The organism is Treponema berlinense, from assembly GCF_900167025.1.
GTDB classification, from domain to species: Bacteria; Spirochaetota; Spirochaetia; order Treponematales; family Treponemataceae; genus Treponema_D; species Treponema_D berlinense.
The window spans coordinates 91,515-117,415 of the sequence record NZ_FUXC01000009.1 but is presented as its reverse complement, the minus strand read 5'-3'; the positions used below and the strand labels follow the sequence as shown (position 1 = coordinate 117,415).

Annotated in this window: 26 protein-coding genes, 1 tRNA gene and 1 rRNA gene; 11 read left to right on the top strand and 17 right to left on the bottom strand. The window is 40.2% G+C overall.

Features of this window, described 5'->3' with window-relative positions:
- Positions 1–143 (bottom strand): 16S ribosomal RNA (locus tag B5D47_RS08405); the annotation flags it as partial.
- A gap of 481 nt (positions 144–624) precedes the next feature.
- Between B5D47_RS08405 and B5D47_RS08400 the strand changes: the two genes are divergently transcribed.
- Both B5D47_RS08400 and B5D47_RS08395 read left to right on the top strand, forming a co-directional pair.
- A complete protein-coding gene (locus B5D47_RS08400; RefSeq protein WP_078931385.1) occupies positions 625–858 on the top strand; it encodes a hypothetical protein in 234 nt (77 codons plus the stop codon).
- A 54-nt stretch (positions 859–912) separates the two neighbouring features.
- Positions 913–1,614, top strand: coding sequence for a DUF6577 family protein (locus B5D47_RS08395; protein WP_327192256.1), 702 nt, complete (start codon positions 913–915; stop codon positions 1,612–1,614).
- A 3-nt stretch (positions 1,615–1,617) separates the two neighbouring features.
- Here the strand turns inward: B5D47_RS08395 and B5D47_RS08390 are convergent, their stop codons facing one another.
- Positions 1,618–2,265 (bottom strand): alpha/beta hydrolase, encoded by a 648-nt coding sequence (locus B5D47_RS08390; protein WP_078931383.1) that lies wholly within the window; start codon positions 2,263–2,265, stop codon positions 1,618–1,620.
- On the opposite strand from B5D47_RS08390, the gene B5D47_RS08385 reads away from it, so the two are divergent.
- Positions 2,250–2,702, top strand: a complete 453-nt coding sequence (locus B5D47_RS08385; protein WP_078931382.1) for a hypothetical protein — start codon at positions 2,250–2,252, stop codon at positions 2,700–2,702. The genes B5D47_RS08390 and B5D47_RS08385 overlap by 16 nt on opposite strands.
- Before the next feature lie 261 nt (positions 2,703–2,963).
- Here B5D47_RS08385 and B5D47_RS08380 read toward each other — a convergent pair whose 3' ends face one another.
- From B5D47_RS08380 to B5D47_RS08370, 3 genes are all read right to left on the bottom strand, one after another.
- Entirely contained in the window at positions 2,964–3,602 is a 639-nt protein-coding gene (locus B5D47_RS08380) for a CDP-alcohol phosphatidyltransferase family protein (RefSeq protein WP_078931381.1), read from the bottom strand.
- Between the two features lie 189 nt (positions 3,603–3,791).
- Entirely contained in the window at positions 3,792–4,589 is a 798-nt protein-coding gene (locus B5D47_RS08375) for a hypothetical protein (RefSeq protein WP_078931380.1), read from the bottom strand.
- Positions 4,586–5,410 (bottom strand): cytidylate kinase-like family protein, encoded by an 825-nt coding sequence (locus tag B5D47_RS08370; RefSeq protein ID WP_078931379.1) that lies wholly within the window; start codon positions 5,408–5,410, stop codon positions 4,586–4,588. Before B5D47_RS08370 ends, B5D47_RS08375 begins: the two co-directional genes overlap by 4 nt.
- A gap of 193 nt (positions 5,411–5,603) precedes the next feature.
- On the opposite strand from B5D47_RS08370, the gene B5D47_RS08365 reads away from it, so the two are divergent.
- Positions 5,604–6,170, top strand: coding sequence for an NUDIX hydrolase (locus B5D47_RS08365; protein ID WP_078931378.1), 567 nt, complete (start codon positions 5,604–5,606; stop codon positions 6,168–6,170).
- A gap of 55 nt (positions 6,171–6,225) precedes the next feature.
- Here B5D47_RS08365 and B5D47_RS08360 read toward each other — a convergent pair whose 3' ends face one another.
- From B5D47_RS08360 to rpoN, 8 genes are all read right to left on the bottom strand, one after another.
- The gene (locus B5D47_RS08360; protein ID WP_078931377.1) at positions 6,226–6,930 is read right to left on the bottom strand and encodes a LysM peptidoglycan-binding domain-containing protein; all 705 of its coding nucleotides are present in this window, start codon (positions 6,928–6,930) and stop codon (positions 6,226–6,228) included.
- Positions 6,930–8,009, bottom strand: a complete 1,080-nt coding sequence (locus tag B5D47_RS08355; protein WP_078931376.1) for a hypothetical protein — start codon at positions 8,007–8,009, stop codon at positions 6,930–6,932. The genes B5D47_RS08360 and B5D47_RS08355 overlap by 1 nt, the downstream gene beginning before the upstream one ends.
- A gap of 138 nt (positions 8,010–8,147) precedes the next feature.
- Positions 8,148–9,164: a DNA polymerase III subunit delta gene (gene holA, locus B5D47_RS08350; RefSeq protein WP_078931375.1), complete on the bottom strand. Its 1,017-nt coding sequence runs from the start codon at positions 9,162–9,164 to the stop codon at positions 8,148–8,150.
- An 18-nt stretch (positions 9,165–9,182) separates the two neighbouring features.
- Positions 9,183–9,803, bottom strand: a complete 621-nt coding sequence (lexA, locus tag B5D47_RS08345) for a transcriptional repressor LexA (protein ID WP_078931374.1) — start codon at positions 9,801–9,803, stop codon at positions 9,183–9,185.
- Positions 9,804–10,105: 302 nt separating this feature from the next.
- The gene (locus B5D47_RS08340; protein ID WP_078931373.1) at positions 10,106–10,372 is read right to left on the bottom strand and encodes an HPr family phosphocarrier protein; all 267 of its coding nucleotides are present in this window, start codon (positions 10,370–10,372) and stop codon (positions 10,106–10,108) included.
- A 152-nt stretch (positions 10,373–10,524) separates the two neighbouring features.
- Positions 10,525–11,511 (bottom strand): HPr(Ser) kinase/phosphatase, encoded by a 987-nt coding sequence (gene hprK, locus B5D47_RS08335; RefSeq protein ID WP_078931372.1) that lies wholly within the window; start codon positions 11,509–11,511, stop codon positions 10,525–10,527.
- A gap of 231 nt (positions 11,512–11,742) precedes the next feature.
- Positions 11,743–12,027 (bottom strand): HPF/RaiA family ribosome-associated protein, encoded by a 285-nt coding sequence (locus tag B5D47_RS08330; protein WP_078931371.1) that lies wholly within the window; start codon positions 12,025–12,027, stop codon positions 11,743–11,745.
- A 434-nt stretch (positions 12,028–12,461) separates the two neighbouring features.
- Positions 12,462–13,952, bottom strand: a complete 1,491-nt coding sequence (rpoN, locus tag B5D47_RS08325) for an RNA polymerase factor sigma-54 (RefSeq protein WP_078931370.1) — start codon at positions 13,950–13,952, stop codon at positions 12,462–12,464.
- Between the two features lie 231 nt (positions 13,953–14,183).
- Here rpoN and B5D47_RS08320 point away from each other — a divergent pair, with 231 nt between their 5' ends.
- From B5D47_RS08320 to B5D47_RS08310, 3 genes are all read left to right on the top strand, one after another.
- A complete protein-coding gene (locus tag B5D47_RS08320) occupies positions 14,184–15,005 on the top strand; it encodes a restriction endonuclease (protein WP_078931369.1) in 822 nt (273 codons plus the stop codon).
- 12 nt (positions 15,006–15,017) lie between these two features.
- A complete protein-coding gene (locus tag B5D47_RS08315; RefSeq protein WP_200806565.1) occupies positions 15,018–16,208 on the top strand; it encodes a site-specific DNA-methyltransferase in 1,191 nt (396 codons plus the stop codon).
- 352 nt (positions 16,209–16,560) lie between these two features.
- Positions 16,561–17,253: a DUF6261 family protein gene (locus B5D47_RS08310; protein ID WP_078931368.1), complete on the top strand. Its 693-nt coding sequence runs from the start codon at positions 16,561–16,563 to the stop codon at positions 17,251–17,253.
- Positions 17,254–17,435: 182 nt separating this feature from the next.
- On the opposite strand, the gene B5D47_RS08305 is transcribed toward B5D47_RS08310, so the two are convergent.
- Positions 17,436–17,654 carry a hypothetical protein gene (locus B5D47_RS08305; protein WP_078931367.1) on the bottom strand — a complete coding sequence of 73 codons (219 nt, stop codon included), beginning with the start codon at positions 17,652–17,654 and terminating at the stop codon, positions 17,436–17,438.
- A gap of 159 nt (positions 17,655–17,813) precedes the next feature.
- Here B5D47_RS08305 and B5D47_RS11455 point away from each other — a divergent pair, with 159 nt between their 5' ends.
- Positions 17,814–17,969, top strand: a complete 156-nt coding sequence (locus B5D47_RS11455; RefSeq protein WP_159443514.1) for a hypothetical protein — start codon at positions 17,814–17,816, stop codon at positions 17,967–17,969.
- Between the two features lie 207 nt (positions 17,970–18,176).
- A complete protein-coding gene (locus B5D47_RS08300) occupies positions 18,177–19,493 on the top strand; it encodes a DUF1015 domain-containing protein (protein WP_078931366.1) in 1,317 nt (438 codons plus the stop codon).
- Positions 19,494–19,570: 77 nt separating this feature from the next.
- On the opposite strand, the gene B5D47_RS08295 is transcribed toward B5D47_RS08300, so the two are convergent.
- Positions 19,571–21,553, bottom strand: a complete 1,983-nt coding sequence (locus B5D47_RS08295; protein ID WP_078931365.1) for a RecQ family ATP-dependent DNA helicase — start codon at positions 21,551–21,553, stop codon at positions 19,571–19,573.
- A gap of 85 nt (positions 21,554–21,638) precedes the next feature.
- Here B5D47_RS08295 and B5D47_RS08290 point away from each other — a divergent pair.
- Positions 21,639–21,721, top strand: a tRNA-Leu gene (locus B5D47_RS08290).
- Positions 21,722–21,805: 84 nt separating this feature from the next.
- Here B5D47_RS08290 and B5D47_RS08285 read toward each other — a convergent pair.
- Positions 21,806–23,374, bottom strand: a complete 1,569-nt coding sequence (locus tag B5D47_RS08285; RefSeq protein ID WP_078931364.1) for a YifB family Mg chelatase-like AAA ATPase — start codon at positions 23,372–23,374, stop codon at positions 21,806–21,808.
- Positions 23,375–23,602: 228 nt separating this feature from the next.
- Positions 23,603–24,481, bottom strand: a complete 879-nt coding sequence (locus tag B5D47_RS08280) for a PHP domain-containing protein (protein WP_078931363.1) — start codon at positions 24,479–24,481, stop codon at positions 23,603–23,605.
- Positions 24,482–24,658: 177 nt separating this feature from the next.
- Between B5D47_RS08280 and B5D47_RS08275 the strand changes: the two genes are divergently transcribed.
- Entirely contained in the window at positions 24,659–25,900 is a 1,242-nt protein-coding gene (locus B5D47_RS08275; protein ID WP_078931362.1) for a Crp/Fnr family transcriptional regulator, read from the top strand.
- Position 25,901 lies beyond the last annotated feature (1 nt).

The window sequence follows — 25,901 nt, the reverse complement described above, 5'->3', positions numbered from 1 at the left end:
ATCCCCGTCCAAAAGGTATATCACCCACGTGTTACTCACCAGTCCGCCACTCTAGGCCGCCCGAAGGCGGCTTGCCGTCCGACTTGCATGCTTAAGACACGCCGCCAGCGTTTATTCTGAGCCAGGATCAAACTCTCCATGATTATTCTCAAACCCACAAGGGGTCAAGACTTACCATAAATCATCCGTCCCAACCAATAAATTGATAGGAACAGCCGGAACCTTCCGGTTCCGGCCTTCGTTTGCAGAACCGCTTCCGCGGTTCCGCCGGCATTCGTTCTATACTCGAAAAACTTTTCCACACAGACGGAAACCTAAGTCTCCGCCTGCTATCTTGTCTTTCCTTTTTCCTTCACTGATTTTCTTTTCAAAGAACTTATTATGTTACTGTCTTGCAACGAAAAATATACTAACACACAGACAAAAATACGTCAACACCAGATTTTTTATTTTTTCAAATTTTATCATAAAGTTTTTGTTATATCCTTAAATTATCTTTTTTTTTTACAAGCTGGCTGACATCGGCTAAAAAACTAAATCAAAATCTTAGCCTTGATTGCCCCTCGAAGTTGAGCCTTAGTCGATAAGGATTCAGAGTTCAAAATCGGAGAATCCATAAAGGACATGGATTTCAATGTTTCAAAAGCCTTCGGCTATGGGAAAGACCTCCTCTATAAAGACCTCACGGTAATCTCGGCAAGCAAAGACGGGAACAACATCATTTTCATGGATAAGAACCGCTCGTTCTACGAACTGCTGCGAGACAGCATTTCTGAAGGTTACAACGAGCAGCAGAAAAAACAGCACAAGGCAGAAATCAAGCACAGGGACAGTAACAGAATTAATATTGAGAGGTAGGTGAGAGTTCCGGCAGTTTTTACAATTAGTGCCATATTTTCATAAAGGAAAAATCTGGGAACAACAGACGTCAAGCCCTATTCCTTTGATTATTCCGAACTGGCAAAGGCTGTCGCAACGATAATAGAATCAAATTATACGGATGTGAATTTTACAATTTTTGAAACCCGCCAGTTCAATGAATTCATGAACCTTCAGATTGGAAAGAATACGATCATGGTTTCCATAGTCAAACTTCCGACGGAAGCCCCTGCATCTCAGGAGAAAAGATGGATGCCTATTCCGGAAAACTTCCTGGTGGATCTTGCGGCAGAGAAAATCCTTAGTGCCCTGATAGCACAGTCACAGATTGAGTACATCTATGAAGGATATCTGAATCATTACCAGATAGATACCAAAAAGATGTTACGCTATGCAGGGATAAATTACACGGTATATTTCCTATCCCGAACACTGGAACATGTTCTTCATAATAGAATTGAAAATTTAACTGATCAGGATAAAACGGAACTGTCTGAAGCGTTTGATGATTCATACGCAGATAATCTGGAAGGATTTTTGGCTTTTATAGCAGATGAAGTCTTTGCTGTGAAAGGTGATTATAAGCAGACTTGGGATTTCATAAAACAAGATACAAATTCTTTGAAACGGTACAGCAATTTGCATCTTTTGTTTGAAGCAAAAAAAAGACTAACCTTTCAGTCCACATCATCCATTCTTATGGTTCTGCATGAACCTCTTCTTCTCAGATCCTGATCATCAGCCCAAAATCCTTGTAATTCCTTTTGCGACCCTTTTCAGAGGCTCATCAAAATGCCCGCCTTCATTCCACTCAAAAAACAGTTTTTCGACATTCGGGTCATCTTTAAGGATTTCCGCCTGTCTACGGGTTCTGTCACCGACTTTTGACATAACCTTGTTCTTTGTCTTTTCTTCACGGTCCCCAAGGCTCATATAAATCGTACTCGGAGACTTTATTCTATGCAAACTTGCATATTCATCCCACTTATCAAACCAAAGAGATGAAGAACAGCAGACCGCACCATTAAACTTATCCGTTTCATATAACGCCCATAAAGAAAAAAGACCTGCAAGTGAGTAGCCGGTAAGAAAAACTTCACTTTTTGGGAACTTCGATTTTATTTCTGGCAGAAACTCATCCTCAAGAAAACGTAATGTATCATTTCCTTTTCCCGAAAAAGAATCCTTTCCAAAAACAGCAGGAGCAGTCCATGGAGAAAACTGAGCATTCCAGTCGGTCACATCAAAAACTGCGAGAGAGAAGTCGTTGTTCGTCAGTGCCTTCACTTCATCGAAAAGGCTTTCCGCAGTCTCCCCGTGGCTCATATCTAAGCCCCAGATGAATACGGGCGCATTTACCGGATTTTGAGTTGAAAATACATTCATTACTCATCATTGTATCATATTTTGGCGGACAGAAGCTTGATAAAGGCGCTTACGTTGAAGTAAAAGTTCTTGGTTCAGTAGATTCCAGAGCAAGCGGCAAGATGATAAAAATTGCTTTTTCCTACATATCCGAATTTTACAGTTATCTTAAAATATTTCATATTTGCCTCCATTTGTTACATCTATTAGAAGGGGAACAACCAGGCAGAAAGTTTTCCAAAAATATAGAAAAACAATGTATAATAATGCGTAGTGAGGTCTTTATGTCTACTTGGCGTGATATTTGGAAAAAGTCATTAAAAGCAAATCGTTTGTATTCCCTTGATCCTGAAAAAGGAAATAATGCATTTGCTGAATTGCAAGATGAAGTTGTATGTAAAGTTTTTGTTATATTTTTAAATTATCTTTTTTTTCCTTCATTTCTACAAGCTGTTTAACACTGGCTGAAAAAACTAAATCAAAATCTTAGCCTTGATTGGAACCCCGAAGTTGAGCTTGTGGTGAGGCAAGGCGAAACCGCAGGCTCAATGAGCGCAGGCGAAGGGTGGAAAGCAAGTTAAAAAATAAAAACTTTCTTTATATAAGAAAATTGCACCTTTTCAAAAAAATGCGCTCCAAAAACTCTGCAAAAATAAAGAAAAAACGTTTAAAACAAAAAAAGCACCTGCAAAAAAACAGGTGCTCAAAATTCAAACAAATTACATATCCTTAAAAACCGAACCAAACTTTTTTAAGTAATCAATAAACGAAGTGTAACTCAAAACAAGGCACACAACATAAAAAGCCTGGATTACAATTTTTGCACAAGGATAAAAGACCGTAAAATCAATGCCAAATTTTGCATTGCAAACTTCAACCAGCCCAAAACGAATAAAACTCTCGGCAGCAAGCATAAAAAATCCCGAAATTATATAAAAAACGGTCTTAACCTTTCCGCCTTTTCGAGCGGCAATTGCAACACCCTGACGAATCGCAAGCATTCTTAAAAAATTCTGGCAGAATTCGCGGTACATAATAAGAACAAAAATTACAAGCGGCATATAAGAGCCCATTTTTGCGTCAAACGAATTAAGAGCCGAAATAAAAACCGTCAAATTGAGCATTACGTCGGCAAACGGGTCAAAAAGTTTTCCTAAATCACTTACCTCGTTGTGTTTTCGCGCATAATGCCCGTCCCAATAATCCGTCAGTTCCATAACGATAAGCGAAGGAATCATGACACAGGCAGAAATAAACGCAAGAGTTTTATTGCCGGTCCAAATCGGAATATTATAAAGCAGAAAAAAAATCGGTGCAAAAATCAACCGGGCAACAGTAAATTTATTAGAAACTTTCATATTCCTAAGTATTCTGACAAGCCGTTAAAAAGTCAAGTAATAAAAAGGGATTGTAAAAATATGGGCGTATCGGCAACAAGTTGCCGCCGGCTGTTCCACCCCTCGCTGTCCGCTCGTCCGCCTTTGGCGGATTGCCTTGCAAGGGTTCCATAGCCTTACGCAAAATTTAATCTTAAAGCAAAAATTCCGCTACAGATTTTTTTCAAGCCTGCACGAAAGAATTTCTGTTTTTCTTTTAAATTTAAGCGTATAGACAGAAGGCAAAAGCTCATTCTGAGGAAGCGGAACAAGCAGGTTTTTGCGGGTTTTTAGAACCCATTCCCTGTAAGCCTTTATTTTTTTCTCAAAAAAAGAATCTTTCTGTCTATTTTTTGAATTTTCGTCTGGCAAAAGCTCACCAGAAAAATCAGATGAAAGCCGGATATTTTTTCCATCATCAATATAAGAAGAATCAACAGTTCCAATTACGCGGTACCAGACTCTCGGCAGAGGAATTAAAAGTTTTTTTGGCAAAATATAAACTTCGACCGCAAGACTTTTATTTTCCGGAGAATCTACAAAAAAAGTCGATTTTCCGGCTTCGATAAAAGTTTTATTCAAAGTAACGCTCATATTGTCCGGCAAAATTCCAAATTCAGAGTAAAGGGCAATTCCTGTAAAAGCCGAAAGCGCAATATAAAATGCAATCAAAGCAGGAAAAACAGTTTTCCAAAAAACAGCTCCCAAAAAGCCGGCGGCAAAAATAGCAAAAAAGAAAAATTTTTCCGTCAAAAATACAGAAAACTCAAAAGCTGGATTTTTAATAAAAATAAAGCCGCCGGCTCCAAACGCAACAACAACGCTTAAAAGCAAAAAAATTACAGAAATTCTCGCTTTTAAAAACTTTTTATGAAAAATTCTGGCAAAGCCTGCGCAAAAAAGGCAGCCGGCAACTCCGCCAAGACATAAACTTATTATTGCGAATGAAAGACAGGCGTAAAAACTCATTGTGGATAAGCCTTAAAATCCTGAACAACGTTTATCGCAGATTCAACCTTGTATTCCGGAAGTTCAGCCTGAGTAATTGTAAGAGCCCGCTCAACAATCGCTGTAGAATCTGCAACTCCGTGCAATATTACTTTTCCGTCACGCGCAGTCGCATGCAAGAAATTTATATTCAAGCAGTATTCGAGAATCAGCATATTTACAATTCGCTGGCAAACAAGCATCTCGTCAAGGCGCAAACGTCCAAGCTCTTCTTTTTTCTGGGTGATTGAAGCTTTTACAAGTGTAACAATCATTTCTGCGGCAGCATCCAAGTCCACAGCCGAAGTGTTAATCACAGCATGATAAAGAGTCGGGTCGTCAACCTGACAATTAAAAAAACTTTTGTAAAAACCAGACTTCTGTTTGTCTGCAACCGCAAGTTTTTTTTCAGCACGTTTTTCGTCAAGCTGCAAAAGCTCGTTCAAACGCTGAATTCGGTCATTTTTTGAAGCCAAGACTCTAAAGCAAAAATGGTTTTGAACAGAATTAAGAATCACAGAAGAACCGCGGCCAACAATCACACAGTTGTTTTCATCGGCAACTTCCAAAACGGCCGTCTGCAAATAATCAAGATATTCATCGCGGTCTTTTGCAAGAGAAGCAAAAAATCCCGGCGATTTTTCATCGTATTTATGAAGTTTTTCCTTTGGAAAGCCAAGCGCAACTATTTTCTTTTCCAAATCTTCACGACCAACAAATGTATAATTCATTTTTTTTGCAACAAGTTGACTAAGTTCATCTCCAAGTGCTGCCGACTGTCTAGAAAAAGTAATTATTGCCATAAATCCTCCATTGGAAAACTGCAAGGGCTAAAAATTCAACAATTTTAAATGCTGTAAAATTTAATTTTGAACGATTTTTTTCCCTTTAAACTTTTATCACTTTAAATATAATAAAATAAAGTCGATTTTAAGTCAAAACTTTAAAAATATTGCAAAAAATTACAAATTTTTTATAAAAACAAGGAAAAAAACAATGGCAAATTCTTTCAGCGACTCGCAGCTCGTATGGACAGAAGGCGAAAAAGAAATCCTTTTAAAAACTCCGATAGCAACAGTCTGCCAGACACCTGCAACTGCAAGCGACGGTCAAAAACACAATTACATTTCAATTGATTCAAGGGACTGGGTTGCCGTAATTCCTGTCAAAGATGAAAATTTTATAATGGTCAAGCAATGGCGGCACGGAGAAAAAGCGCTTAGCATTGAATTTCCGGGCGGCGTAATTGATGACGGCGAGTCTCCACTTCAAGGAGCAATCCGCGAATTAAAAGAAGAAACTGGCTGTGTTGCAGAAAAAATGCTCTATCTTGGAAAAATAAATCCAAACCCGGCTTTTATGACAAACCACTTTCACGTGTTTGCGGCCTTTGACTTAAAAGAAACAGGCTCTCAAAATTTAGATTCTGACGAATACTTAAATTACCTTGAAATGCCAAAAAACGAAGTTTACGAAAAAATGGGAACTCCGCAAATGCCTCACGCTCTTATGTGCAGCGCGCTAATGATTTTCCGGCAGGCGGAAGATTCTGGAAGTTTTTAGATTAAAACAAAAAAGGCAGAAAATGAAAATTTTCTGCCTTTTTTTACGCATTTTTTTATTTTTCAGCATTTACGGCAGAATAGCCGTCATACTTTTTTGAAGGAGAATAAACGCCTTCGCGATATTCACCTGTCAAACTAGGAATTTCCATTTTCATTCCAGGCATAATCAAGTTTGGATCGCTTGGTTTTGGCATATTAGATTTGTTTGCCTGATACAGATTTTCCCAAAGCAATGGATTGTTGTAAACATAAGGCCGGCCGGAAATATTCCAGTAACAGTCTTTTGTTTCTTCCCATGGACGAACAATATAATACTGCGGAAGCGGCGTAATTTCTTTTATATCGGCAAGAGCTTCTAACACTTGTTTTGCATAGGCTGCGGCTGTCGTGTAATCTTCTGTCTTGTAAGCATCATCTGCACTTGCATAAGCTTTTTGAGCGGCTGAATACGCCATTGGGAAATTTTTATCTGCATTGATTGACTTTGCATAATCAAGACGCTTTGAAGCATTTTTCATTACAGAATCAGCTTCCGATTTTGCAAGCATTTTCTGAATATATGCCTGAGAAAGGGCCGCATTTTCCTCTGCTTTTTTTGCATAGTCTTCAGCAAGAACATAATCTCCTGCATCCAAAGCATTCTGGGCCTTTTTTGTATATTCGTTAGCAAGCTTTTGATAAGTGTTATTTTTATAACTTACAGCAAAAAGCACAGAGGCAGAAATTACCGCCAATAAAACTGTAATACTTTTTTTCATTATTTAGCCTCCGATGTATTCTGTGAATCCTGAATTACCGATTCAGCGGCATTTGCGGCCGCATTTTCAACAGCAATTGCAGTTTCTGCGACTTTTTCTGCCGTTTTTGCAGTTGTACCGTCTTCAACATTGATTACCGCATCTTCCGGATTAGCAAAATTATCTTCTTCAAGCAAAACTGCATCTTCTGCTTCGATTCCTGCAACTACGCCTTCGAGAGGAGCGATTGTATCTGCTTCTTTTGCATAATTTTCAGAATCAGCAACCTTCTGTTTTGCAGCATCAATTAAAGCCTGCGCGGCAGCACGTTTTTCTTTAATCTCTTCGTACAAAGCGGAATATGTTTCTTTTGCAGTTTTATATCCGTTAAATGCGCCTTCGATATTCGCTGTCACATAAGAAGAATCCGCCTTCTTAAAAATTTCAGAAGCTTTTTTGTATTCTTCTTTTTTTGCAACACCAGCTCTTACCTTGTCGGCGTTTCTTTTTGCTTCGAGCGCAGCCTGTCTTTCGCGGGCCGCATTTGCCTTAAGACCTTTATTTACAACGTCATTGTAAGCGGCAAGCGCTTCATTTGCCTTTGCAAGAAGAGTTGCTCCGTCTTTGTCTGCTCCAAAAGCAGAATATTCTTCAAGAGCCTTTTTTCCATCGTCGTAAGCTTTTTGATTTTCGTTTGCAAGAGAAAGCGCATCTGCCTTTTCTTTAAGGGCGCTGGCCTGGCTTGCAGAAGCAAGAGAGTTATAACGGGCAGTAAGGTCTTTTATTTCCGCAGAATAATCTTTTGAAGAATCTGTTTCGACATTGTTTTTTATAGAAGTATATTTTGTTTCTGCAACAGAAAATCCGTCAGAAAAATATTTTTCCGCTCCAAATTCGATTGCGCTCTGCCGGGCAGCTTCCGTCAAAGCAAGAAGAGATTTGTTTGCCGCTGAAAAATCAACAGTCTCCTCTACATCTTTTTTAATTTCCTCTACTGCATCTTTTACAGTCGGCTCCGGCTCAGCTTCTGGAGTTGAACCGCAGGAAATTACAAAAAGAACAGCCATAATACATGCAAGTGCTGAAATTAACTTTTTCAATTTTTCCTCCAAATAAAAATTCAAAAAACAAAATGAATTTCATCATTACTCTGTTTTTTAATTTTTCTCATAATAAAAAATTATAACCCAAAATCAAGAATAATTATAATTAAGTTATCGGCATAGAGCAACATTCATTTACTCGTATTCAGAACAATAAGCGCCGTTTTTTATTATAATTTCGTAAATCATTAGAGATAGTAGAGTATCTTGAAATGCTGTTCCCGAAGAACGAATATCAATGTCTGTTTTTGAAAGCAGGGCGACAATCGCAGCAACCTGACCGCTAGACCAGATTCTGCTTGCCGAAGAATACTGAGACCGTGCGGTTTTTGAAGTAAAGCCGTTTTTCTTTAACTCAGCTTCGTTTGGAGAGCCTGCCGCATGCAACGACTGCCAAAGCGCAAGTTTTCTAAAGCAATACAAAAGCCCCGCAATTATTACAACGGCATCGCTGTCTTTTTTTGAAAGCCTGATTTTCTGAAGAATTTCCAGACAGTCTTCAAACCTTTTTCGCGGCAACTTCTGCTCAACCATTGCCCCAAAAAGTGTAAAAGCCGATTCTTCACGATTGTGCGCCAAAATCTGTTCAACATCGGCGGCAGTAACAAAATGTCCCGGCTCAAAACACATAAAAAAGCGGCTGCATTCATTTCTGAGAGCCTCGGTATTATTCTCTACCATTTCCAAAATCGAAGCCGCGGCGTCTGGCTCAAGGGCATAACCGTTTTTCTTAAAAAAAGAGTACAGCCATTGCTCCTTGCGATTTTCAAACATCTCCCAAAAAACTTTTTTATTTGCAGCGGGAACAAGTTTTTCAAGTTTAGAATCAACTTTTAGCTCATCAGAAACAAGAACCAGCACTGTCGTCTCTTTTTTTGTTTTTTCGGCAGTCTGAACCCACTGTGCCAGCATATCGATGTCTTTTTTGTCTTTTACAAGCTCCGCATTGCGGATTGTAACAAAGGTTGCAGGAATAAAAAGCGACTCTGTCATCAACTGAGCGACAACATCGCTCATATTCAAATCCGTTCCGTAATAAACAAAATCGTCACTGCTGCCCATTTTTTTGCGCAGTTCTTCTTTTAATGCGAGAATCTGATCATTTTTTTCACCGGCTTCAGGTCCGGTATAAAGATAAATCGGCGCTGACATTGCAGAATTTATTCAGTTTTAGTATGTGCGGACAATATTCGAGAGAATTCCAACAACGCGCAGTTCTTTTGCATAAATCGGCTGAAAATCAGGATTTTCCGGCTGAAGTTTTATTCTGTCTGACTCGCGATAATAGCGTTTTAAGGTGATCGCATCATCAATTACGGCAACAACAATCTGTCCGTCAACAGCAGTCTCGCACTGTTCAATAATCGCAAGATCCCCCTCGAGAATTCCAGCGTTTATCATGCTTGTACCGCGAACACGAAGCGCAAAATAACTTTTTCCAGGACGAATAAAAGGCTCTGTCAGGTTTATGTAACCGTCCAAATTTTCTTCGCTCAAAAGAGGTTTTCCTGCGGCGACAGTGCCGAGCAAAGGAACTTTTCCAATATAAGCAGGACGAGGAATGCTTTCATCGCTGCTGTCATTGCGGATAACACGGATGGATCTGGAACTTTTTGGTTTAATCGAAATACAATTCTTTTTTTGCAAAGCGGCAATATGATCCTGCACTGCCCGAATTGAAATTTCAAAATGCTCACTTATTTCGCGAACAGTCGGCGGATAAGAATTTTCCTTTGAAAAAACCGAAATAAAATTTAAAACTTCACGCTGACGCTCTGTAAGTTCTTTCATTTTTCCTCCCATAAAAAGTCAACGAGAAAATTTCAATTTTCGATTTGACTTTTTATGCCCATTCGCAATGAAATGAGAATGGGCAGTTGATAAGAAAGTTTGCAACGCAAACTTGTGAATAAAAACTTTGACGCTATCTTAGGCAAAGTTTTTATTACACTCTCCTTAATAAAACTCCGCGTTAGCGGCGAGCCACGGACGGCGAGAATCACAGTTTGTGAAAGCAACGCTTGAACAAACTGTAATGATAAAAATTACAGGGATGTAATTTTTATCATGCCTCCTTAGATTCGAAAATTTCTCTATTCTTCTTCAAATTTTTTATCAAAAAGCTGAGCAATGGCATCGGCGCATTGAACTTCATCAGCACCGTCCGTCCTGAGAGTAATATTCGTGTTGTAGGCTGCAGCCATTGTAATTACACCCATTATTGACTTTGCATTTACTTCGGCATCATCTTTAATCATTGTAACTTCGCAGGCAAATTTGTTTGCTGTCTGCGCAATCAAGGCAGCAGGACGAGCGTGAATTCCAGCACGGTTGCGTACTGTCAAAATTTTTTCTGTCATAAAAAAGACCTCTTTGCAGAAACTGCCAAAAAAGTAGATTTTGCGATAATTGAGTTATTGAAAGAACCTTATATAAAATATAAGCAGCATGGTTATTTCAACAGCTTAACAACCGCTAATAAAACTATTCAGGCAACTTCTTTTTATAATTTTTAGTAAGAGTCGTCAGAACCATAATAAGTGGTTTGTGCCTCTCCGGATTCAATCCATTTTAGAATATTCTGGTTAAAATCCCTTGCAGAATTATAACCCATTGCTTTTAAGCGTTCATTCATTGCGGCAGCTTCAATGATAATTGGAAGGTTTCTTCCAGGACGAACAGGAATTTCGATTGTAGGAACTTTTACTCCAAGCAAATCAGTACTCGTCTGATCAGTGCCAATCCTGTCATAAATTTTATTTTGATCCCATTCTTCCAGTTTGATTATAAGCTGAACTTCTTTTTGCTCGCGGATTGAGCCGACTCCATAAAGCTGACTTACATTTATGATTCCTAAACCGCGAATTTCCATGTGGTGGCTTATAAAAGTATTTGCGCCTTGCCCCAAAACAGAGTTTCCGTTTACACAGCGAATTTGAACAATATCATCCGCAACAAGCCGGTGTCCGCGCTCAACAAGTTCAAGCGCACATTCAGATTTTCCAACGCCGGAATGTCCCATGAGAAGGATTCCAATACCGTAAACTTCTACAAGAACTCCGTGCAATGTCTTTTTAGGAGCAAAAATATTTGAAAAAACGCGCAAAAGCCGCATTGAAAATTCAGAAGACTCAAGGCTCGTCTGCAAAACAGCACAGCCGTTTTTCTCCGCAATTTCCAAAAAAAACTCATCTGGCTCAAGGCTGTGAGTAAAAACAACGCATGGAATGTTATAAGAAAACAATTTTTCGATTGAAGAAGATTTTTTTTCTTTTTTGAGCTTTAAAAGATATGCCGTTTCTCCATGTCCAAAAAGCTGAACCCGGTCACAGTCAAAAGAATCATAAAAACCCGAAAGCTCAAGCCCCGGACGGTTTATATCTGGCACAGAAATCGTACGGTTAAGTCCCTTTCGACCAGCAAGACACCTCAAATTAAGGGCGTTGTGGCCTTTTAAATCCATATCGAGCAAATCGAGAACTGTAAACGGTTTATCCATATTCATCACTATACAAACAATAAGGACACTGTTCAAGACAAAAAAACTTTTTTGCGGCTATTTTTTTAATATTAAAAAATTTTTAAACCAGAAATTACCCCAGAAAGACAAAAAAAACCGTCCAAAAGTCTTATCAACTGTCAGACGGCATTTAAAATTTTACAAAATTTTTGAAAAAATCTTTTTATTCAACTTAAGCACAGATTTTTTGTGCAAAAACTGAACTAAACATTATTTTTCCTGAATTTTATCTTTTTCCTTTTTGATTTTTGTATCAAGCACGTCCATCATTTTGTTGAGTGCAGCACCAAAATCAAAATCCTTAGCACTGACATGAGCCTGAGTTCCCCAACGGAAATTGGCAGTCGCATCGAAAGAATATTCTTTTTCGTGCTTTACGCGAACCGTCAAATCAATTATAAGGTCATCCGCGTATTTAATTCTTTCAAGTTTTTTGTCAATCATTTCCGTCTGTTTCTGTTCCAGGTCGAATGAAGCTGATACATTTTTAGTCATAGTAGTTTCCTCCAGATGTAAAATCAGCGGATTTATTTTTCTAAATCTGCCCTCTAGAAATAAGTATAATATGGCTTTTTAAATAAGACAAATTTAATTTTAAGGATTTTTTGGAGCGCATTTTTCTTAAAAAGAAAAGTTTTCCGGCAATAATTGTACAGCTGCCGCAAAAACCGGCTTTCCACCCTTCGCCAGGCGCTCATTGCCGTTCCGGCAACTCCGGGGTTCCAGGCCGGGCTACATACCCGGTCGTGCGCAAATGCGCACACGAAAAATAAACGGGTTTTGCGCAAGCAAAAGCCGCAGCATGCGCCAGCATGCAGACCCGGTCGTGCGCAAATGCGCACACGAAAATAAACGGGTTTTGCGCAAGCAAAAGCCGCAGCATGCGAGACAGCATGCAGACCCAGACATGCGCTTTTAGCTCATGCAGTCTACTGTCTTGAATACGAAGAATCTATATTTAATTGGGAGCGGTATTTTGCAACAGTCCGCCGTGCAATTTTTATTCCGCGCTCAAGCAAAATGTCTGCAATTTTCTGATCGCTCAAAGCTTTTTTATCATCTTTGTGTTCTTCAAGAATTTTTTCCAATTCAGCCATAACGCCCTGTTTTGAAGCCGGAACCTCTTCTGTTTCCGGCAGGTTTTGACCGACAGCATTTGTAAAGAAAAATGAAAGCTTAAACAGTCCCTGGCTGCACCGCAGATATTTTTCGTTTGCCATGCGGCTTATCGTCGCTTCGTGAACATTGATAATCGCCGCAACGTCTTTTTGCCGCAGCGGCTTTAAATAACGAGGCCCTTTTTCAAAAAAATCTTTTTGAAGGCGCACAATCTGCTGACAGGCAAGCAAAAGTGTTTTTTTTCTGAATGCAAGACTTTCCATAAAATCATTTGCAGAGCGGACACTTTCCATTATAAACCTATGTTCGGAACGTTTTTTTTCTGATTCTTCGGTAGATTTTGTAACCCGGCTTCTGTCCAGCGAAAGTTCGTAAAAATCTTTGGAAAGTTCAACAACCGGCAAAATTTCATCATTTGCGCGGACAGTGTATTCACCGGTTTCCTCATTTTTTTCGACATAAACATCTGGCGCAATGCAGATATTGTCAGAAGGCGAAAATTCTGAGGCAGGAAAAGGATTGAGCTGTCTGATATAAGCAACAGCCTGTTCAATTTGAGTTTCGGTAAAGTCCAGCAAACCAAATTTTTGAGCGTCATCTGGATTTTCGCGGGCAAAATTGCGGATTTTTTTTAAAATTTTTGGAATTTGCGGAGGATTTAAAAAATCAAAATGTCCGTCCAAGATAAAAAGCGCCGCTTTTGGAGAATTTTCATTTGCTTTTGCCTGAATAAAAAGACTTTCCTCAAAATCTTTGCAGCAAGTTCCGACAGGATCAAGCTGCTGAATCTCAGAAAGTGTTTTTTCGAGAAGTTCTGGAGTTTGAGCCGAATCCTTTTTGTCTAAAAGAGAATAAGGATCAAAAATAAAAAATCCACGGTTGTCCAAATTGTGAATCAAGGCAAGTCCGATTTTTTCCTGCGCAGGTGAATGAAAAACCGACAAAAACTGCTGTTCAAGATGTTCAGAAAGAGTTTCCCGATTGTCAGGAGAAGATTCGAGAGCAGATTGAAAATTGTCGCTTGCAATTTTTCCAGCCTGAGTTACAGAACCGATCCTAAGGTTGTCAGAAGAAATTCCAGAAACTTTTGCATCTTTTACGCCGTCAAACGCAGCGTCTTTTGTAATTACAAGAGCAGGATTTCTGGCAACCGTCGTGTAAATTTCCTGACGCAAATCGAGGGAAGACATTGCAAGAAGTTTTACGGACATGAGCTGTTTTTGGCTCAATTTTTGCGCCTGAACCTGCCGCTGCTGTTGAGAAACGCGCTGCTGTAAAGAAATCGAAGGAATTTCTGACATATATAAATTATACAACTTTTTTTAACATCGCGTTAGGGGGGCAATTTGTAAAATTTAGATACAATTCTTGTCACAAAAAACGCACGTTTAAAAGGACAGAATTTATAGGTCAATATTTTTACTGAACTGCTCCGCAGGTGCCACAATTCCTAACGAAAAAAGCTATGGAAGTTTTGCCAAAAATTGTGCATAGTAATTATGTAAACGCTACTTATTCTGGAGAATAAAATCATGAATATTTGGACACAACGAAGCATAGAACTTGCAAATCAGCACGATTATTTAGACCAACTGTTCAAAGTTTATCCTCTTTCGGCAAATGAAAAACGTGATTTATCAAACGACGTTGTAGAAAAATTAAAAGCATTGCTTCAAACTCGCGATTCAAAAGGCTTGATAAATCTTTTGCTTGACCAAGTAAAAGGTAATGGCGATGAAAAGCATCCTTTCCCAATAAAATATTCTTACGTTTCATATTTGAAAAACGACCGCTCAGCAATAGAAAGAAATCCAAAAACAGTTGAACGAATCGCGAGTTATCTTTATGAAATGGGACTTGCTGGAATCCTTGAAAAAACATCTGCACCAAAAGAAACAAACAGACAGATGGGGCAACTTTTTAAAAACTATATTGACCAAGCAACTTTAGGATTAAAAGTTACAAAAGATGAAATGTCTTTCTTGAATAGCGAAGAAGATATAATTTTTAACTGTTCTGATTCACAAGGTGAAGATTTTGCAAAAAGAGTTCTTGGCTATCAACGAGATAAAGGACTCGATTTTATTGCAAAAGTAAAAGAAACATACATAATCGGCGAAACAAAGTTTTTAACTGATTTTGGCGGACATCAAAATGCACAGTTAAATGATGCGATTGATACTTTAACATCTTCAATTCAGTCGACAAGTTTTCATGTAAAGAAAATCGCAATCTTAGACGGCGTTTGTTACATAAAATCTGGAAGCAAGATGTATAAGGAAATAACAAGCTTCTCTGATGATACAGTTGTTCTTTCTGCAACATTGCTACGTGAATTTTTAGGCAGTCTGTAAGGAGCGAAAAAAATGGAACTTACTTACAACGGAAAAAAAACGAAAAAAGAAATCCTCGAAACTCTTCCACAATCGGAGTTGTCAAAGCCGATTGCAGAAAAAGAAAATATTTTGATTAATGGTGACAACTTGGAAGCCTTGCGGATTCTTGTTCACAATTCAAATCTAAAAGGCAAGATTGACTTAATTTATATCGACCCGCCTTTTGCAACTAACGGAACTTTCACAATCAGCGAGGAACGCACAAGCACAATAAGCTCAAGCAAAAAAGACGAAATTGCTTACACAGACAATCTTCTTGGCGAGGAATTTCTAGAATTTTTGCAGGAACGTCTTATTTTAGCACGTGAACTTTTAAGCGACCGCGGTTCTATTTATCTTCATATTGATTACAAAATCGGACATTATGTAAAAATCATAATGGATGAAATTTTCGGGGCTGAAAATTTCAGAAACGACATCACAAGAATAAAGTGCAATCCTAAAAATTTTTCACGCAAGGCTTACGGAAACATAAAAGACTTGATTCTTTTTTATTCAAAAACAAGTAATCCGATTTGGAATGAGCCTTTTGTTCCTTTTTCAGACGAAGACAAAGCCCGGCTTTACAAAAAAATTGACGAGCATGGCAGATTTTACACAACAGTTCCTCTCCACGCTCCGGGCGAGACAAAAGACGGAGTTACAGGCGGAACTTTCAGGGGAATGTTGCCACCAAAAGGCAGGCATTGGCGCACTTCTCCAGCAGAGCTTGAAAAACTAGACGAGCAGGGATTGATTGAATGGTCAAAAAACGGAGTTCCACGCAGAAAAATCTTTGCGAATGAACAGAAGGGAAAAAAACTACAGGACATTTGGGATTTCAAGGATTACCAATATCCAGTTTATCCGACAGAAAAAAATCTTGACCTTTTAAAGCTTATTGTTCAGACTTCCTCAAATCCCGAAAGTTTGGTCATGGACTTTTTCTGCGGTTCAGGAACAACTTTGATTGCAGCCCAAGAACTTGGCAGAAATTGGATTGGAATAGACAAATCCGAAAAGGCGATAGAAGTTGTAAGAAAAAAACTGAATGAAGAAAATGCCGCACTTTTTAAGACCGATTTTGAATTTGTTACTATTTTGGAAAAACAAGAGCAGAATTCGCATAATGAAAATATCCTTGTTATGCAGAAAACTCCAAAAGTACTAGTAACTGCGTGAGTTTGATTTTATTTTTCAAATTTCCAGTTTCGGCATCATGCCGATTGCTGACTTTTCAAATTTTTCAACTTCGGCGTCACGCTGAATCCCGCTTTTCCTAATTTATTTGTTTCGGCATTGTGCCGATTGCCGTCTTTTTCAATTTTCCTGTTTCGGCATTACGCCGATTAGCGTTTTTGCAAATTTCCAGTTTCGGCGTCGCGCCGATTGCAAACCTCGTTTTTTTAATCGGCAAAGCCACGCAAAAAAAACAGATATTTCTAAAACCCATGCTATAATTTTTATCAGGTTTCGCAACTGCTACATTGGCAGCGCGATTTATCAGTTCAAAAAGTTTTCAAAGGGGGAATTTATGAACAAACTTACAGCTAAAGCCAGAATCACCGAGGTGGACGGGCTTTCGGATTCAATCATCCGCATTTTCGGCGCGGACACAAAGGCTCAGGAAGACACCTTCCTAAAAGGCCAGATAGCGGAGCTTACAACTTTAAGCGACGCAATTACGGCTGCGATTTTGCAGGACAAGGCGGTGTCGAATCTTGACGAGGCGGACTCAAGGCGCGACGAGGCTGTCAGAAATCTTGGCGCGCTTCTTTCGGGCTACGCGGTTTTTCCGCTGGAGGAGAAAAAAGCTGCGGCTCTTTGTTTGAAGACGGTTTACGACAAGTATGCGAAGTCGGGAATCTTGAGCGCGAGCTATGTTTCTGAAAGCTCGATGATTGAAAGCATGCTCGGCGACTTTACGGCGGCGGAAGCTAAGGCGAATATTGAAAAACTTGACGGCGTTGCGGAGATGGTTTCGGCAATCAGGACGGCGCAGGACAATTTTACGGCGGCGAACGACGCTTTTGTAAAGGCGGAAGGCAGCAAGGGCGCGAGCGCGTCAAGCTACAAAAAGCCGATTCTTGCAATCATAAACGACAAGATTGTTCCGTACCTAAACACGATGGCGATTGTGGGGAACACGGCGGTCGCGGATTTTGCAAAAGGCGTTGAGAGCGAAATCAGCCGCGTGAACGAAACAGTCGCAAAAAGAGGAAAGTAGGATTTTATTTGCAATGCGCAATGAATAATGCGTGATTTTTATTGTGTGTTGTGCTTTTTCAGGCAGCTTCTGCTTTACGGTGGAAGCTGCTTTTTTATTTTCTTTTTAGGAAGCGTTAGGGATTGTAGCGGTGAGCGATTTTGCGTCTTTTTTGAATGCCGGTGTAAAATAAATTTTGTATTTCATAAATCGGCGAACGCTTCCTGTGCGGTGGCGTAGGTTTTTAGCGTGCCGTCTTTGACAGCGGCGTTGTACTCTTTTTCTCCTGATTTGATTGATTCCACAAGTTCTGCCGGATATTCATCTTCTTTTACATAGGAATAAACTTTTTTGCTCATCTTGTTTATCGCGTCTATCATTTCCACAAGTTTGTTGTCCGCGTTTTTTATCACAAGAGTCATATTTCGCCTCCTGTTTTGAATATAGCACAGAAAATCGGAATTTTCCATAAAGGAAGATGTGGCTTCTGCTTTTAGCAGGGGCTGTTTTTTTTAACAGATTGTCATTCTCTTGCTTGACAAGGGAATCTATTACACGTGATTGTCGAATCAAGTCCGACAATGACAGATGGTTTTAAGTACGGCAATGACAAAATTATGGCCGATATTTTCTTTTTAGGAAGCGTTAGGGGGTGTAGCGGTGAGCGAAGCGAAAACAGACGCCTGCGTCTGGTCGAAGGCGCGCAAGACGCCGCAGCCGCGGAAGACCCGGCCTGACATATTCTTTCAGAAAAAAATCTTTTTTCCCAAAAAAAAATTAAAACGACAAAGGCAAAACAAAAGTAAAAAAAGTCAGGAAACGCCCGAATACCAAAATTGACAAGGACGGCGGTAAAAGACATAGAACCGCAAGAAGCAAAGCTTGTTGCTTGACAAGGACGTCAAAGAATTCCCAACACGGGAAAAATTCGCTAGAATAAAACAATGAAAACTTTTGAAAAATTTGGAACTGCTATTCCGCAGATTCTTTTGCCAAAAAACATTGATTTGAAAACATGGTCGGTTATTGCCTGCGACCAATACACTCAAGACCGCGAATATTGGGAAAACGCAAAAAAAATTGCCGGCGAAAAGCCGTCGTCGCTCAACTTGATTTTTCCGGAAGTTTATCTGGACAAGTCGGACGAAGATGCAAAAAATGAACGCATCCATAAAATTCAGTCTGCAATGGATGAATATCTCGAAAAAGGCGTTTTTGATTCTCCTCAGGAAGAATGTGTCTACATTGAAAGAAAAACTGCCTACGGCCGCACAAGAAAAGGTCTGGTTATGTGCGTCGATTTGGACAGTTACGAATGGAAACCTGGCTCAAAAGCCTTGATTCGCGCAACAGAAGCAACTGTTCCTGAAAGAATTCCGCCAAGAATGAAAATCAGAAACGGCGCAAAACTTGAGCTTCCGCATATCATGCTCCTTGCAAACGACCCGAATGATGAACTTGTCGGAGGAGCCGGAAACCTTGCAAAAAAGCAGATGCCGGTTTATGACGGCGATTTGATGCAAAATTCTGGCCATATTACAGGCTGGGCGGTAAAAGGAAGCGACGCTGAAAAACTGCTCGAAAGCGCGCTCTCTGATTTGGCAAAAGCCGGAACAGATTCTGACGGAAACACCTTCCTTTTTGCGGTTGGCGACGGAAACCACTCCCTTGCAACAGCAAAAGCCGTCTGGGAAGAAAACAAATCCCGTCTTCCTGCAGATTCTCCGGTACGCTATGCCCTTGTCGAAATCGTAAACATTTATGACGAAGGACTGACTTTTGAACCGATTCACCGTGTCTTGTTTGGAATTGACAGCGAAAAGCTCATTTTGACCGTTGCACAAAAACTTGGCGGAAAAATCTGCGGATTGAAAAATGAATCTGAACTTGAAAAAGAAGTTGCTTCCAGGAGCGCAGACGGCGCACGGTACGGATTTATCTTTACCAAGAATGGAAAAACTTCGTTCAAAATGCTCGAAACTCCGGTCAAAGATCTGGCAATCGCCGCTCTTCAGCCTGTAATCGACGATTTCATGACCGAAAATAAGGCTCAAAAAACGCAGATTGATTATATCCACGGAAGCGACGAAACTGTCGGACTCGGAAAAACCGAAGGCAATACAGGAATTTTGCTGCCTCCGATTGCAAAAGACTGCTTTTTTGCGACAATCAACGGCAGAGGTCCGCTTCCTCGAAAATCATTCAGCATGGGCGAAGCAAGCGAAAAAAGATTTTATGTTGAAGCGAGAAGACTTTTTTAGTTTTTAATTCCAATTCTGCACAAAACCGATAAAAGCCACGTCGGAAAGACATTTTTCTAAGCGTGGCTTTTTTAATTTTAAAACTTTTGAATCTGCTCCAAAATTTCCTTTCCGAATTTTGCCGCCTTGTTTTCTCCGATTCCGTAGCAGTCCAAAAGTTCATCCATTGACTTTGGCTTTTTTGCCGCAAGCTCGTGCAAAGTCTTGTCGCCAAAAATTACATATGGAGGAACATTCATCTCTTCAGCCTTGTTTTTCCGCCATTTTTTTAAGCCGGAAATCATAAGAAGCGTATTTTGGTCGGGCGATTTTTTTTGAGAATTTTCCACATTCCCCTCAAAAGAAGAATTTTCCGTTTTTTTGAGAAGAACAAAATCCGCCCGAAGAGAAGATTTTTTTGATTTTCCGTTTTTTCCAGAAGGCTTTGGAAAAAGAAGTCCGCCGGAAGAACCTGTGCCCGCCCGGTTTTTCGGAACAAAAGTTCCCGTAGCCTTGAGAGATTTTTCAGACGGCAAGGCATTTTCGAACGGAAGAAGAATTTTATCCCGGTTTTTTAGCACGCCAAGACCTTCTTTTGTGAGCATCAAAATGCCGTAATCTCCGGTTTTTACAAGATAATTTTTTTCGATTAAAAGAGAAGCCAGTTCCATCCACTGGGCTTTATCAAGTTCCCGGCCGATTCCCCATGTCGAAATCATATTGTGCGAATTGTCGAGAATTTTTTTATTTCTAGAACCCAAAAGAACATCAGCAATATATGCCGCTCCAAAATGCGAATTTGTGCGGATTATACAACTCATAAATTTCTGGCAGGGAATCGTCATATCAGAAAGAACGGCTGGGCCTTTTGAGCAGATGTCGCAGCAGTGGGCGTTTTTTTCTTTTTCATTGTCATAAGATTCGCCAAAATACGCCAAAAGTTTTTTTCGGCGGCATTCACGTGCCGAGGCATAATCCGTCATCGACTGCAAGAGATTTTCTGATTTCTGAGGGTCGGCGGCATCCGTAAAAAAATGCCTTATTTTAAAAATATCAGCCCCGGAATAAAGCAAAAGCGCTTCGCTCGGAAGTCCGTCCCGTCCAGCACGTCCAATTTCCTGATAATACTGTTCAAGAGACTTTGGCAAGTCATAGTGAATTACAAAACGCACGTTCGGCTTGTCAATTCCCATTCCAAAAGCCAAAGTTGCCACCATAATCTGCACCTGATCGCGGATAAACTGGTTCTGATGATTTTTTCGCTCCTCGTCAGAAAGCCCGGCATGATAATTTAGAGCCGAATATCCAAGGTTTAAAAGAACCTGCGTAAGAGAGTCAACCTGCTTGCGGCTAAAACAGTAGATTATTCCGCTTTCGTCCCAATGCCTGCGAATACAATCAACAACCTGACTCACAGCATCATTTTTTCTGGCAACCGACAAAAAAATATTCGCCCTGTCAAAACTCGAAATTTCAACTTCCGGTTCTTTTAACGCAAGGTTTTGAATAATATCCGCCCGAACCTGAGCCGTAGCGGTCGCAGTGAGTGCAAGGCAAACCGCATTAGAAAACTGTTTTCTTACAGCAGAAATTTCAAGGAATTCCGGTCTAAAGTCGTGTCCCCACTCAGAAACACAATGCGCCTCGTCAATCGTAATGCAGCTGACTTTTACGCGGCTGTCGTGAAGCAAATCCTGGATTTTTGGAGAACTCAAGCCTTCCGGCGAGACATAAAGAATTTTTGTTTCTCCGCGACGAATCGAATTCATCGATTCAAGATATTTATCCCAGTCAAGAGTGCTGTTCAAAAAAACCGCATTTACTCCAGAAGCCAACAAACTGTCCACCTGATCCTGCATAAGAGAGATAAGAGGCGACACAACGACAGTGATTCCGTCAAAAATCAAGGCAGGAATCTGGTAACAGAGGGATTTTCCTCCGCCGGTCGGCATAATTGCAAGAGTATCTTTTTTATTAAGCACATTGGAAATTATTTTCCGCTGTAAAAGCCTGAACGAATCGTAACCAAAAACTTCCTTTAAAACTTTTTCCGGTTCGCAGCCAATATAATCTTTATTCATTGTTATTCCGGGTCAATTATACAAAAAAATCGCATTATAGTGTTGCAAAAAAATATTTTTTTCTGATATAATAGTATCTGCATTTGCCGAAGTGGTGGAATGGTAGACACGAAAGACTCAAAATCTTTTGCAGGCGACTGTGTAAGGGTTCAAGTCCCTTCTTCGGTATAAAAAGAATCTGTTTTTTTTAAGCAGGTTCTTTTTTTTACTTCGGACGCTTTTTTAAACGGCTTTTCCGTCTGCAAAATCAAGCTATTCTCCCGGCAAAACAAATTCCAAAGGCCCGCTGTTTCCTCTCAATTCGACAGCTTCTCTTAAGTCAGAAAATTCAATCCGCAAATGATTTTCCATATCGGCAATCGTCCTTGCAATTTTTAAGCACGCGCTCACTCCTCTTTGCGACAAGCTGTTTTTTTTGCGCTGATTTTCCAGAAAATTTTCCATTTCTCCGTCCAAAACGCAAAATTCGGAAATCTGCTGCGGACTAAGCCTCGAATTTTTCACGCCACGCTCCCGCTGTTTTTTTACCGCCACTGCAATTTTTTTGCGCAAAGCCCCGGTCGAAAAATCTTTATTTTCTTCACCGCCATTATTCCGCTCTTTTTCCTTTTCAACCGCCGAAACACAAACCCTCAAATCAACTCTGTCCAAAAGAGGTCCGCTAAATTTTCTCCAGTACATTTCTACAGAACGCGCGCTGCAAAGACAGATTTTTCCTTCAACTCCGTAATTTCCGCATGGACAGGGATTTGCCGCCATCAAAAGCTGAAAATTCGCCGGATAGACCGTGCTGCGCCCTGCCCGGCTCAAAGTAACTGTCCCTGTTTCGAGAGGAACGCGAAGCATCTGCAAAACACTCGTCCTAAACTCCGCCGCCTCATCCAGAAAAAGAACTCCATTGTGCGCCAAAGAAATTTCTCCCGGCCGGCAACTCACTCCACCGCCGCAAATTCCCTCTATGCTTGCAGTCTGGTGCGGCATTCTAAAATCACCTTTACGCATTATCGAAACGGACGGCGGCAAAAGTCCTGCCAAACTGTGAATTCTCGTTACGCTTTGGGATTCTTCCAGCGGCAAAAGAGGCAAAAGCCCCGGAAATTTCTGCAATGCAAGCGTTTTTCCACAGCCGGGAGGTCCAAAAGCAAGCAAATTATGTCCACCGGCCGCAGCAACCTGCAAAGCACGGATCAGTTTTCTTTGTCCGCAAATTTCCGCCATCTCAAAACCTTCATCAACCGGAGGAAAAAGCACATTTTCAACCCAAACCGAACCTTTTGGCGCTCCCTGGTCTTCAGAAAATTCACTACCTTCACAAAAAATTTCCGGTTTATAAAGCGCATCAAACGCCTCTGCAAGATTTTCCGCCGCAAAAACCTTCATTCCGCTAACTTCCTTTGCTTCGCCGGCATTTTGCGAGCTTACAATGCAATAATCAATTCCTGCCAATTTTGCGGTTCCGGCAGCAGCATGAACGCCCCGGACAGGACGCAAAAGCCCCGAAAGCTCAAGTTCGCCCATAACAAGCACACTTTTTTCAGAAAGATTTCCTTTTTGAGCATCAAGAACTGCCAGCGCAAGCGCCAAATCAAAACCAGCGCCTTCTTTTTTCAAATCCGCCGGAGACAAACTGATTAAAACCCGCTCCAAAGGAAACTCAAACCCGGAATTTCTGATTGCCGAGCGCATTCTCTCCCTGCTTTCCTTGACAGCTCCGTCCGCAAGACCAACAACGTCCACAGCAGGAATTCCGCGTCTTAAATCAACCTCAACGGCAACAAGCGAGCCTTCATATCCAAACGGCGAAAAAGAAAAAATTTTCATAAAACCGACCCCTTAATAATTCTTAAAAAGTTTCTATAATAATAAGTGGCCGTAAAAGTAAAAATTTTACAAAAAATTCACAAAAAAAATCAAAAATTTATTCTTTTGGGCGGCAAATTTCCGTCAAACCGGCTGCTCTGGGTTCGCTCACGCTCATTGCCTCCGGCAACTTTCGCCCGACGCATCCGGCGCAGAATTTTCCGTTCATAAAAATCTATTCTCTAAAATTCATTTTGCCCATTCAGTATTTTTAAAATCAAAATCTTCGCCAAGAGCAGGCTTTAATTCTTCAAACCAGAATCTGTCATCAATTTTTTTATTATCAAACATCCTGCCCAAATGCCTGTCCGCCCTTACACCTTTTCCGTGAAAATCACTTCCAGCAGTAACAAACATTCCAAGCTTTCTGGCAATTTCTTCAAGACGGTAACAATGGCTCTTTCTTGCTCCAGGATGCCAGGCTTCGAGTCCCATAACTCCTGCCGCATGGATTTTTTCAAGTTCTTCCTCAAGCCTTGCGATTCCTACAAAAAGCGAGCATGGATGGGCAATTACAGGAATTCCGCCAGACGTTTTTATCGCTTCCACCGCAGTTTCAAGATTTTCGCCAGTATGGTTTACATACCATTTTTTTCCGTGTCCTAAAAAACGGTCAAATGCTTCCTGACGGTTGCGGACAATTCCTTTTTTTACCAAAAAATCCGCAAAATGAGGACGTCCAATCTGGCTTGCAGTAAAATTTGACTGAATTTCTTCAAGAGTAAAATCGTAACCGTCTTCGTTCATTTTTCTGACAATCTCAGAATTCCGGTTAAAGCGGTCTTCCGTCAGATATTCAATGGTATTTTTTAATTCTTCGCTTTTACGGCGCAATCCCAAACCCAAAAGATGAAATTCGCCTTCTGGCCAGGCAACTGTAATTTCGATTCCAGGAATAAAATTCACTCCGGTTTCCAAACAGACCTTTGCAGCGTCATTTAAGCCGTCAACCGTGTCATGGTCGGTCAAAGCCCAGACCGTAAGTTTTTTTTCAAAAGCATATCTGGCAGAATCGGCCGGAGAAAGAATTCCGTCAGACGCAGAAGAGTGACTATGTAAATCAATCATTTTTCAAATATAGCACAAATCAAAAAGTTTTAGAATTAAACACTCTCAAATGATTTTTTTTGAAAATATGATTTAATCAGTTAAATTTTTCATCAAAATATGCTAAATCTTAAGGAACTAATTATAATTTTGGATTATAATTGAATTATAAAACCTGTATTCTATGGGAGAAAAGTTATGCCAAAAGTGATGCAATACAATAAAGGTTCAATCATTTATTTTGCAGGAGACCGCGACGACAGGGTTTTTATTTTGCAAAAAGGCTGCGTAATAATTTCCACAACAGACATAGAAACAAATCTTCCTGTTACAGAACAGATAAAAAACGGTGAATTTTTTGGTGTAAAATCGGCATTGGGTCATTTTCCGCGCGAAGAAACAGCTACGGTTTTAATCGATTCGGTTTGTCTTTCGCTGACAGTTCAGGAATTTGAAACGATTTTTTCTTCAAACAAGACTTTGATTTTAAAAATGCTCAGAGTTTTTTCAAACCAGCTGAGAAAAGTTCACACTCAAATTGAAGAGATTCTAAACAAAGGACAAAACATAAACCGTCAGAGCGGACTTTTGGGCGTAGCCCAGGCTTTTTTTCATGACGAAAAATGGCGCAGCTGCGCAGATGTCTGTCTAAGATATTTAAAATACTATCCAAATTCAGCAGACGAGAACGCGGTCAAAAAAATGTTCGTAACAGCCGATGCAAGGGCAAAACAATCGCAAAGCCTTGCTTTTGACGAAGGAACAGAAAATGTTTCGTTGAACGACAAATCCTTAAAAGTTTTTGAACTTCCGGCATTTGCCCGTTTTGCAAAAAAATATTCTTCTGGACAAGTTATCATAAGCGAATTTGAACCTGGAGAAAGTTTTTATCTGATTCAAAAAGGCACAGTCCAGCTTGTAAAATGCGTAAACGGTCAAAACAAAAATCTGGACATTTTAAAACCTGGCGAATTTTTTGGCGAAATGGCGATTTTGGACAATTCTCCGCGCTCAGCAACCTGTCTTGCCGTTGGAAACGTCCAGTGCCTGGAATTCAATAAATCAAATTTTGAACTTTTAATCACCGGAAATCCGCAGATTGCGCTCAATATTTTAAAACTTTTCTGCAAACGCATTTATGACCAAAAGCGGCGCTTTAAGATTCTGGTAATTCAAGACACACAGGCGCGCGTTGCGGATGTTTTTTGCATGCTCGACGAAATGAATCCACCGGTAAATCCAAACGAAAAACAGCGCAGATTTAACGTTACAATCCAGGATGTGGCGCATTGGGCGGCTCTTCCGATTGCAAAGACAACTGACGAAATAAACCGTTTTATGGCTTCTCGAAAAATCGAAGTTTTTGAAAACAATATTATTGTAAACAACATTGCCGACATGAAGCGAATCGTAGACACACGGACAACAAGCCGGCAGTAAT

Excerpts from the sequence above, each read along its gene's own strand:
- B5D47_RS08365 (WP_078931378.1), top strand. The coding sequence starts at position 5,604 with ATGGCAAATTCTTTCAGCGACTCGCAGCTCGTATGGACAGAAGGCGAA.
- lexA (WP_078931374.1), bottom strand. The coding sequence starts at position 9,803 with ATGAAAGAACTTACAGAGCGTCAGCGTGAAGTTTTAAATTTTATTTCG.
- B5D47_RS08320 (WP_078931369.1), top strand. The coding sequence starts at position 14,184 with ATGAATATTTGGACACAACGAAGCATAGAACTTGCAAATCAGCACGAT.
- hprK (WP_078931372.1), bottom strand. The coding sequence starts at position 11,511 with ATGGATAAACCGTTTACAGTTCTCGATTTGCTCGATATGGATTTAAAA.
- B5D47_RS08370 (WP_078931379.1), bottom strand. The coding sequence starts at position 5,410 with ATGGCAATAATTACTTTTTCTAGACAGTCGGCAGCACTTGGAGATGAA.
- B5D47_RS08315 (WP_200806565.1), top strand. The coding sequence starts at position 15,018 with ATGGAACTTACTTACAACGGAAAAAAAACGAAAAAAGAAATCCTCGAA.
- B5D47_RS08390 (WP_078931383.1), bottom strand. The coding sequence starts at position 2,265 with ATGAATGTATTTTCAACTCAAAATCCGGTAAATGCGCCCGTATTCATC.
- B5D47_RS08280 (WP_078931363.1), bottom strand. The coding sequence starts at position 24,481 with ATGATTGATTTACATAGTCACTCTTCTGCGTCTGACGGAATTCTTTCT.
- B5D47_RS08310 (WP_078931368.1), top strand. The coding sequence starts at position 16,561 with ATGAACAAACTTACAGCTAAAGCCAGAATCACCGAGGTGGACGGGCTT.
- B5D47_RS08400 (WP_078931385.1), top strand. The coding sequence starts at position 625 with ATGGATTTCAATGTTTCAAAAGCCTTCGGCTATGGGAAAGACCTCCTC.
- B5D47_RS08285 (WP_078931364.1), bottom strand. The coding sequence starts at position 23,374 with ATGAAAATTTTTTCTTTTTCGCCGTTTGGATATGAAGGCTCGCTTGTT.
- B5D47_RS08375 (WP_078931380.1), bottom strand. The coding sequence starts at position 4,589 with ATGAGTTTTTACGCCTGTCTTTCATTCGCAATAATAAGTTTATGTCTT.
- holA (WP_078931375.1), bottom strand. The coding sequence starts at position 9,164 with ATGTCAGCGCCGATTTATCTTTATACCGGACCTGAAGCCGGTGAAAAA.
- B5D47_RS08380 (WP_078931381.1), bottom strand. The coding sequence starts at position 3,602 with ATGAAAGTTTCTAATAAATTTACTGTTGCCCGGTTGATTTTTGCACCG.
- B5D47_RS11455 (WP_159443514.1), top strand. The coding sequence starts at position 17,814 with ATGACAGATGGTTTTAAGTACGGCAATGACAAAATTATGGCCGATATT.
- B5D47_RS08330 (WP_078931371.1), bottom strand. The coding sequence starts at position 12,027 with ATGACTAAAAATGTATCAGCTTCATTCGACCTGGAACAGAAACAGACG.
- B5D47_RS08360 (WP_078931377.1), bottom strand. The coding sequence starts at position 6,930 with ATGAAAAAAAGTATTACAGTTTTATTGGCGGTAATTTCTGCCTCTGTG.
- B5D47_RS08295 (WP_078931365.1), bottom strand. The coding sequence starts at position 21,553 with ATGAATAAAGATTATATTGGCTGCGAACCGGAAAAAGTTTTAAAGGAA.
- rpoN (WP_078931370.1), bottom strand. The coding sequence starts at position 13,952 with ATGTCAGAAATTCCTTCGATTTCTTTACAGCAGCGCGTTTCTCAACAG.
- B5D47_RS08300 (WP_078931366.1), top strand. The coding sequence starts at position 18,177 with ATGAAAACTTTTGAAAAATTTGGAACTGCTATTCCGCAGATTCTTTTG.
- B5D47_RS08305 (WP_078931367.1), bottom strand. The coding sequence starts at position 17,654 with ATGACTCTTGTGATAAAAAACGCGGACAACAAACTTGTGGAAATGATA.
- B5D47_RS08275 (WP_078931362.1), top strand. The coding sequence starts at position 24,659 with ATGCCAAAAGTGATGCAATACAATAAAGGTTCAATCATTTATTTTGCA.
- B5D47_RS08340 (WP_078931373.1), bottom strand. The coding sequence starts at position 10,372 with ATGACAGAAAAAATTTTGACAGTACGCAACCGTGCTGGAATTCACGCT.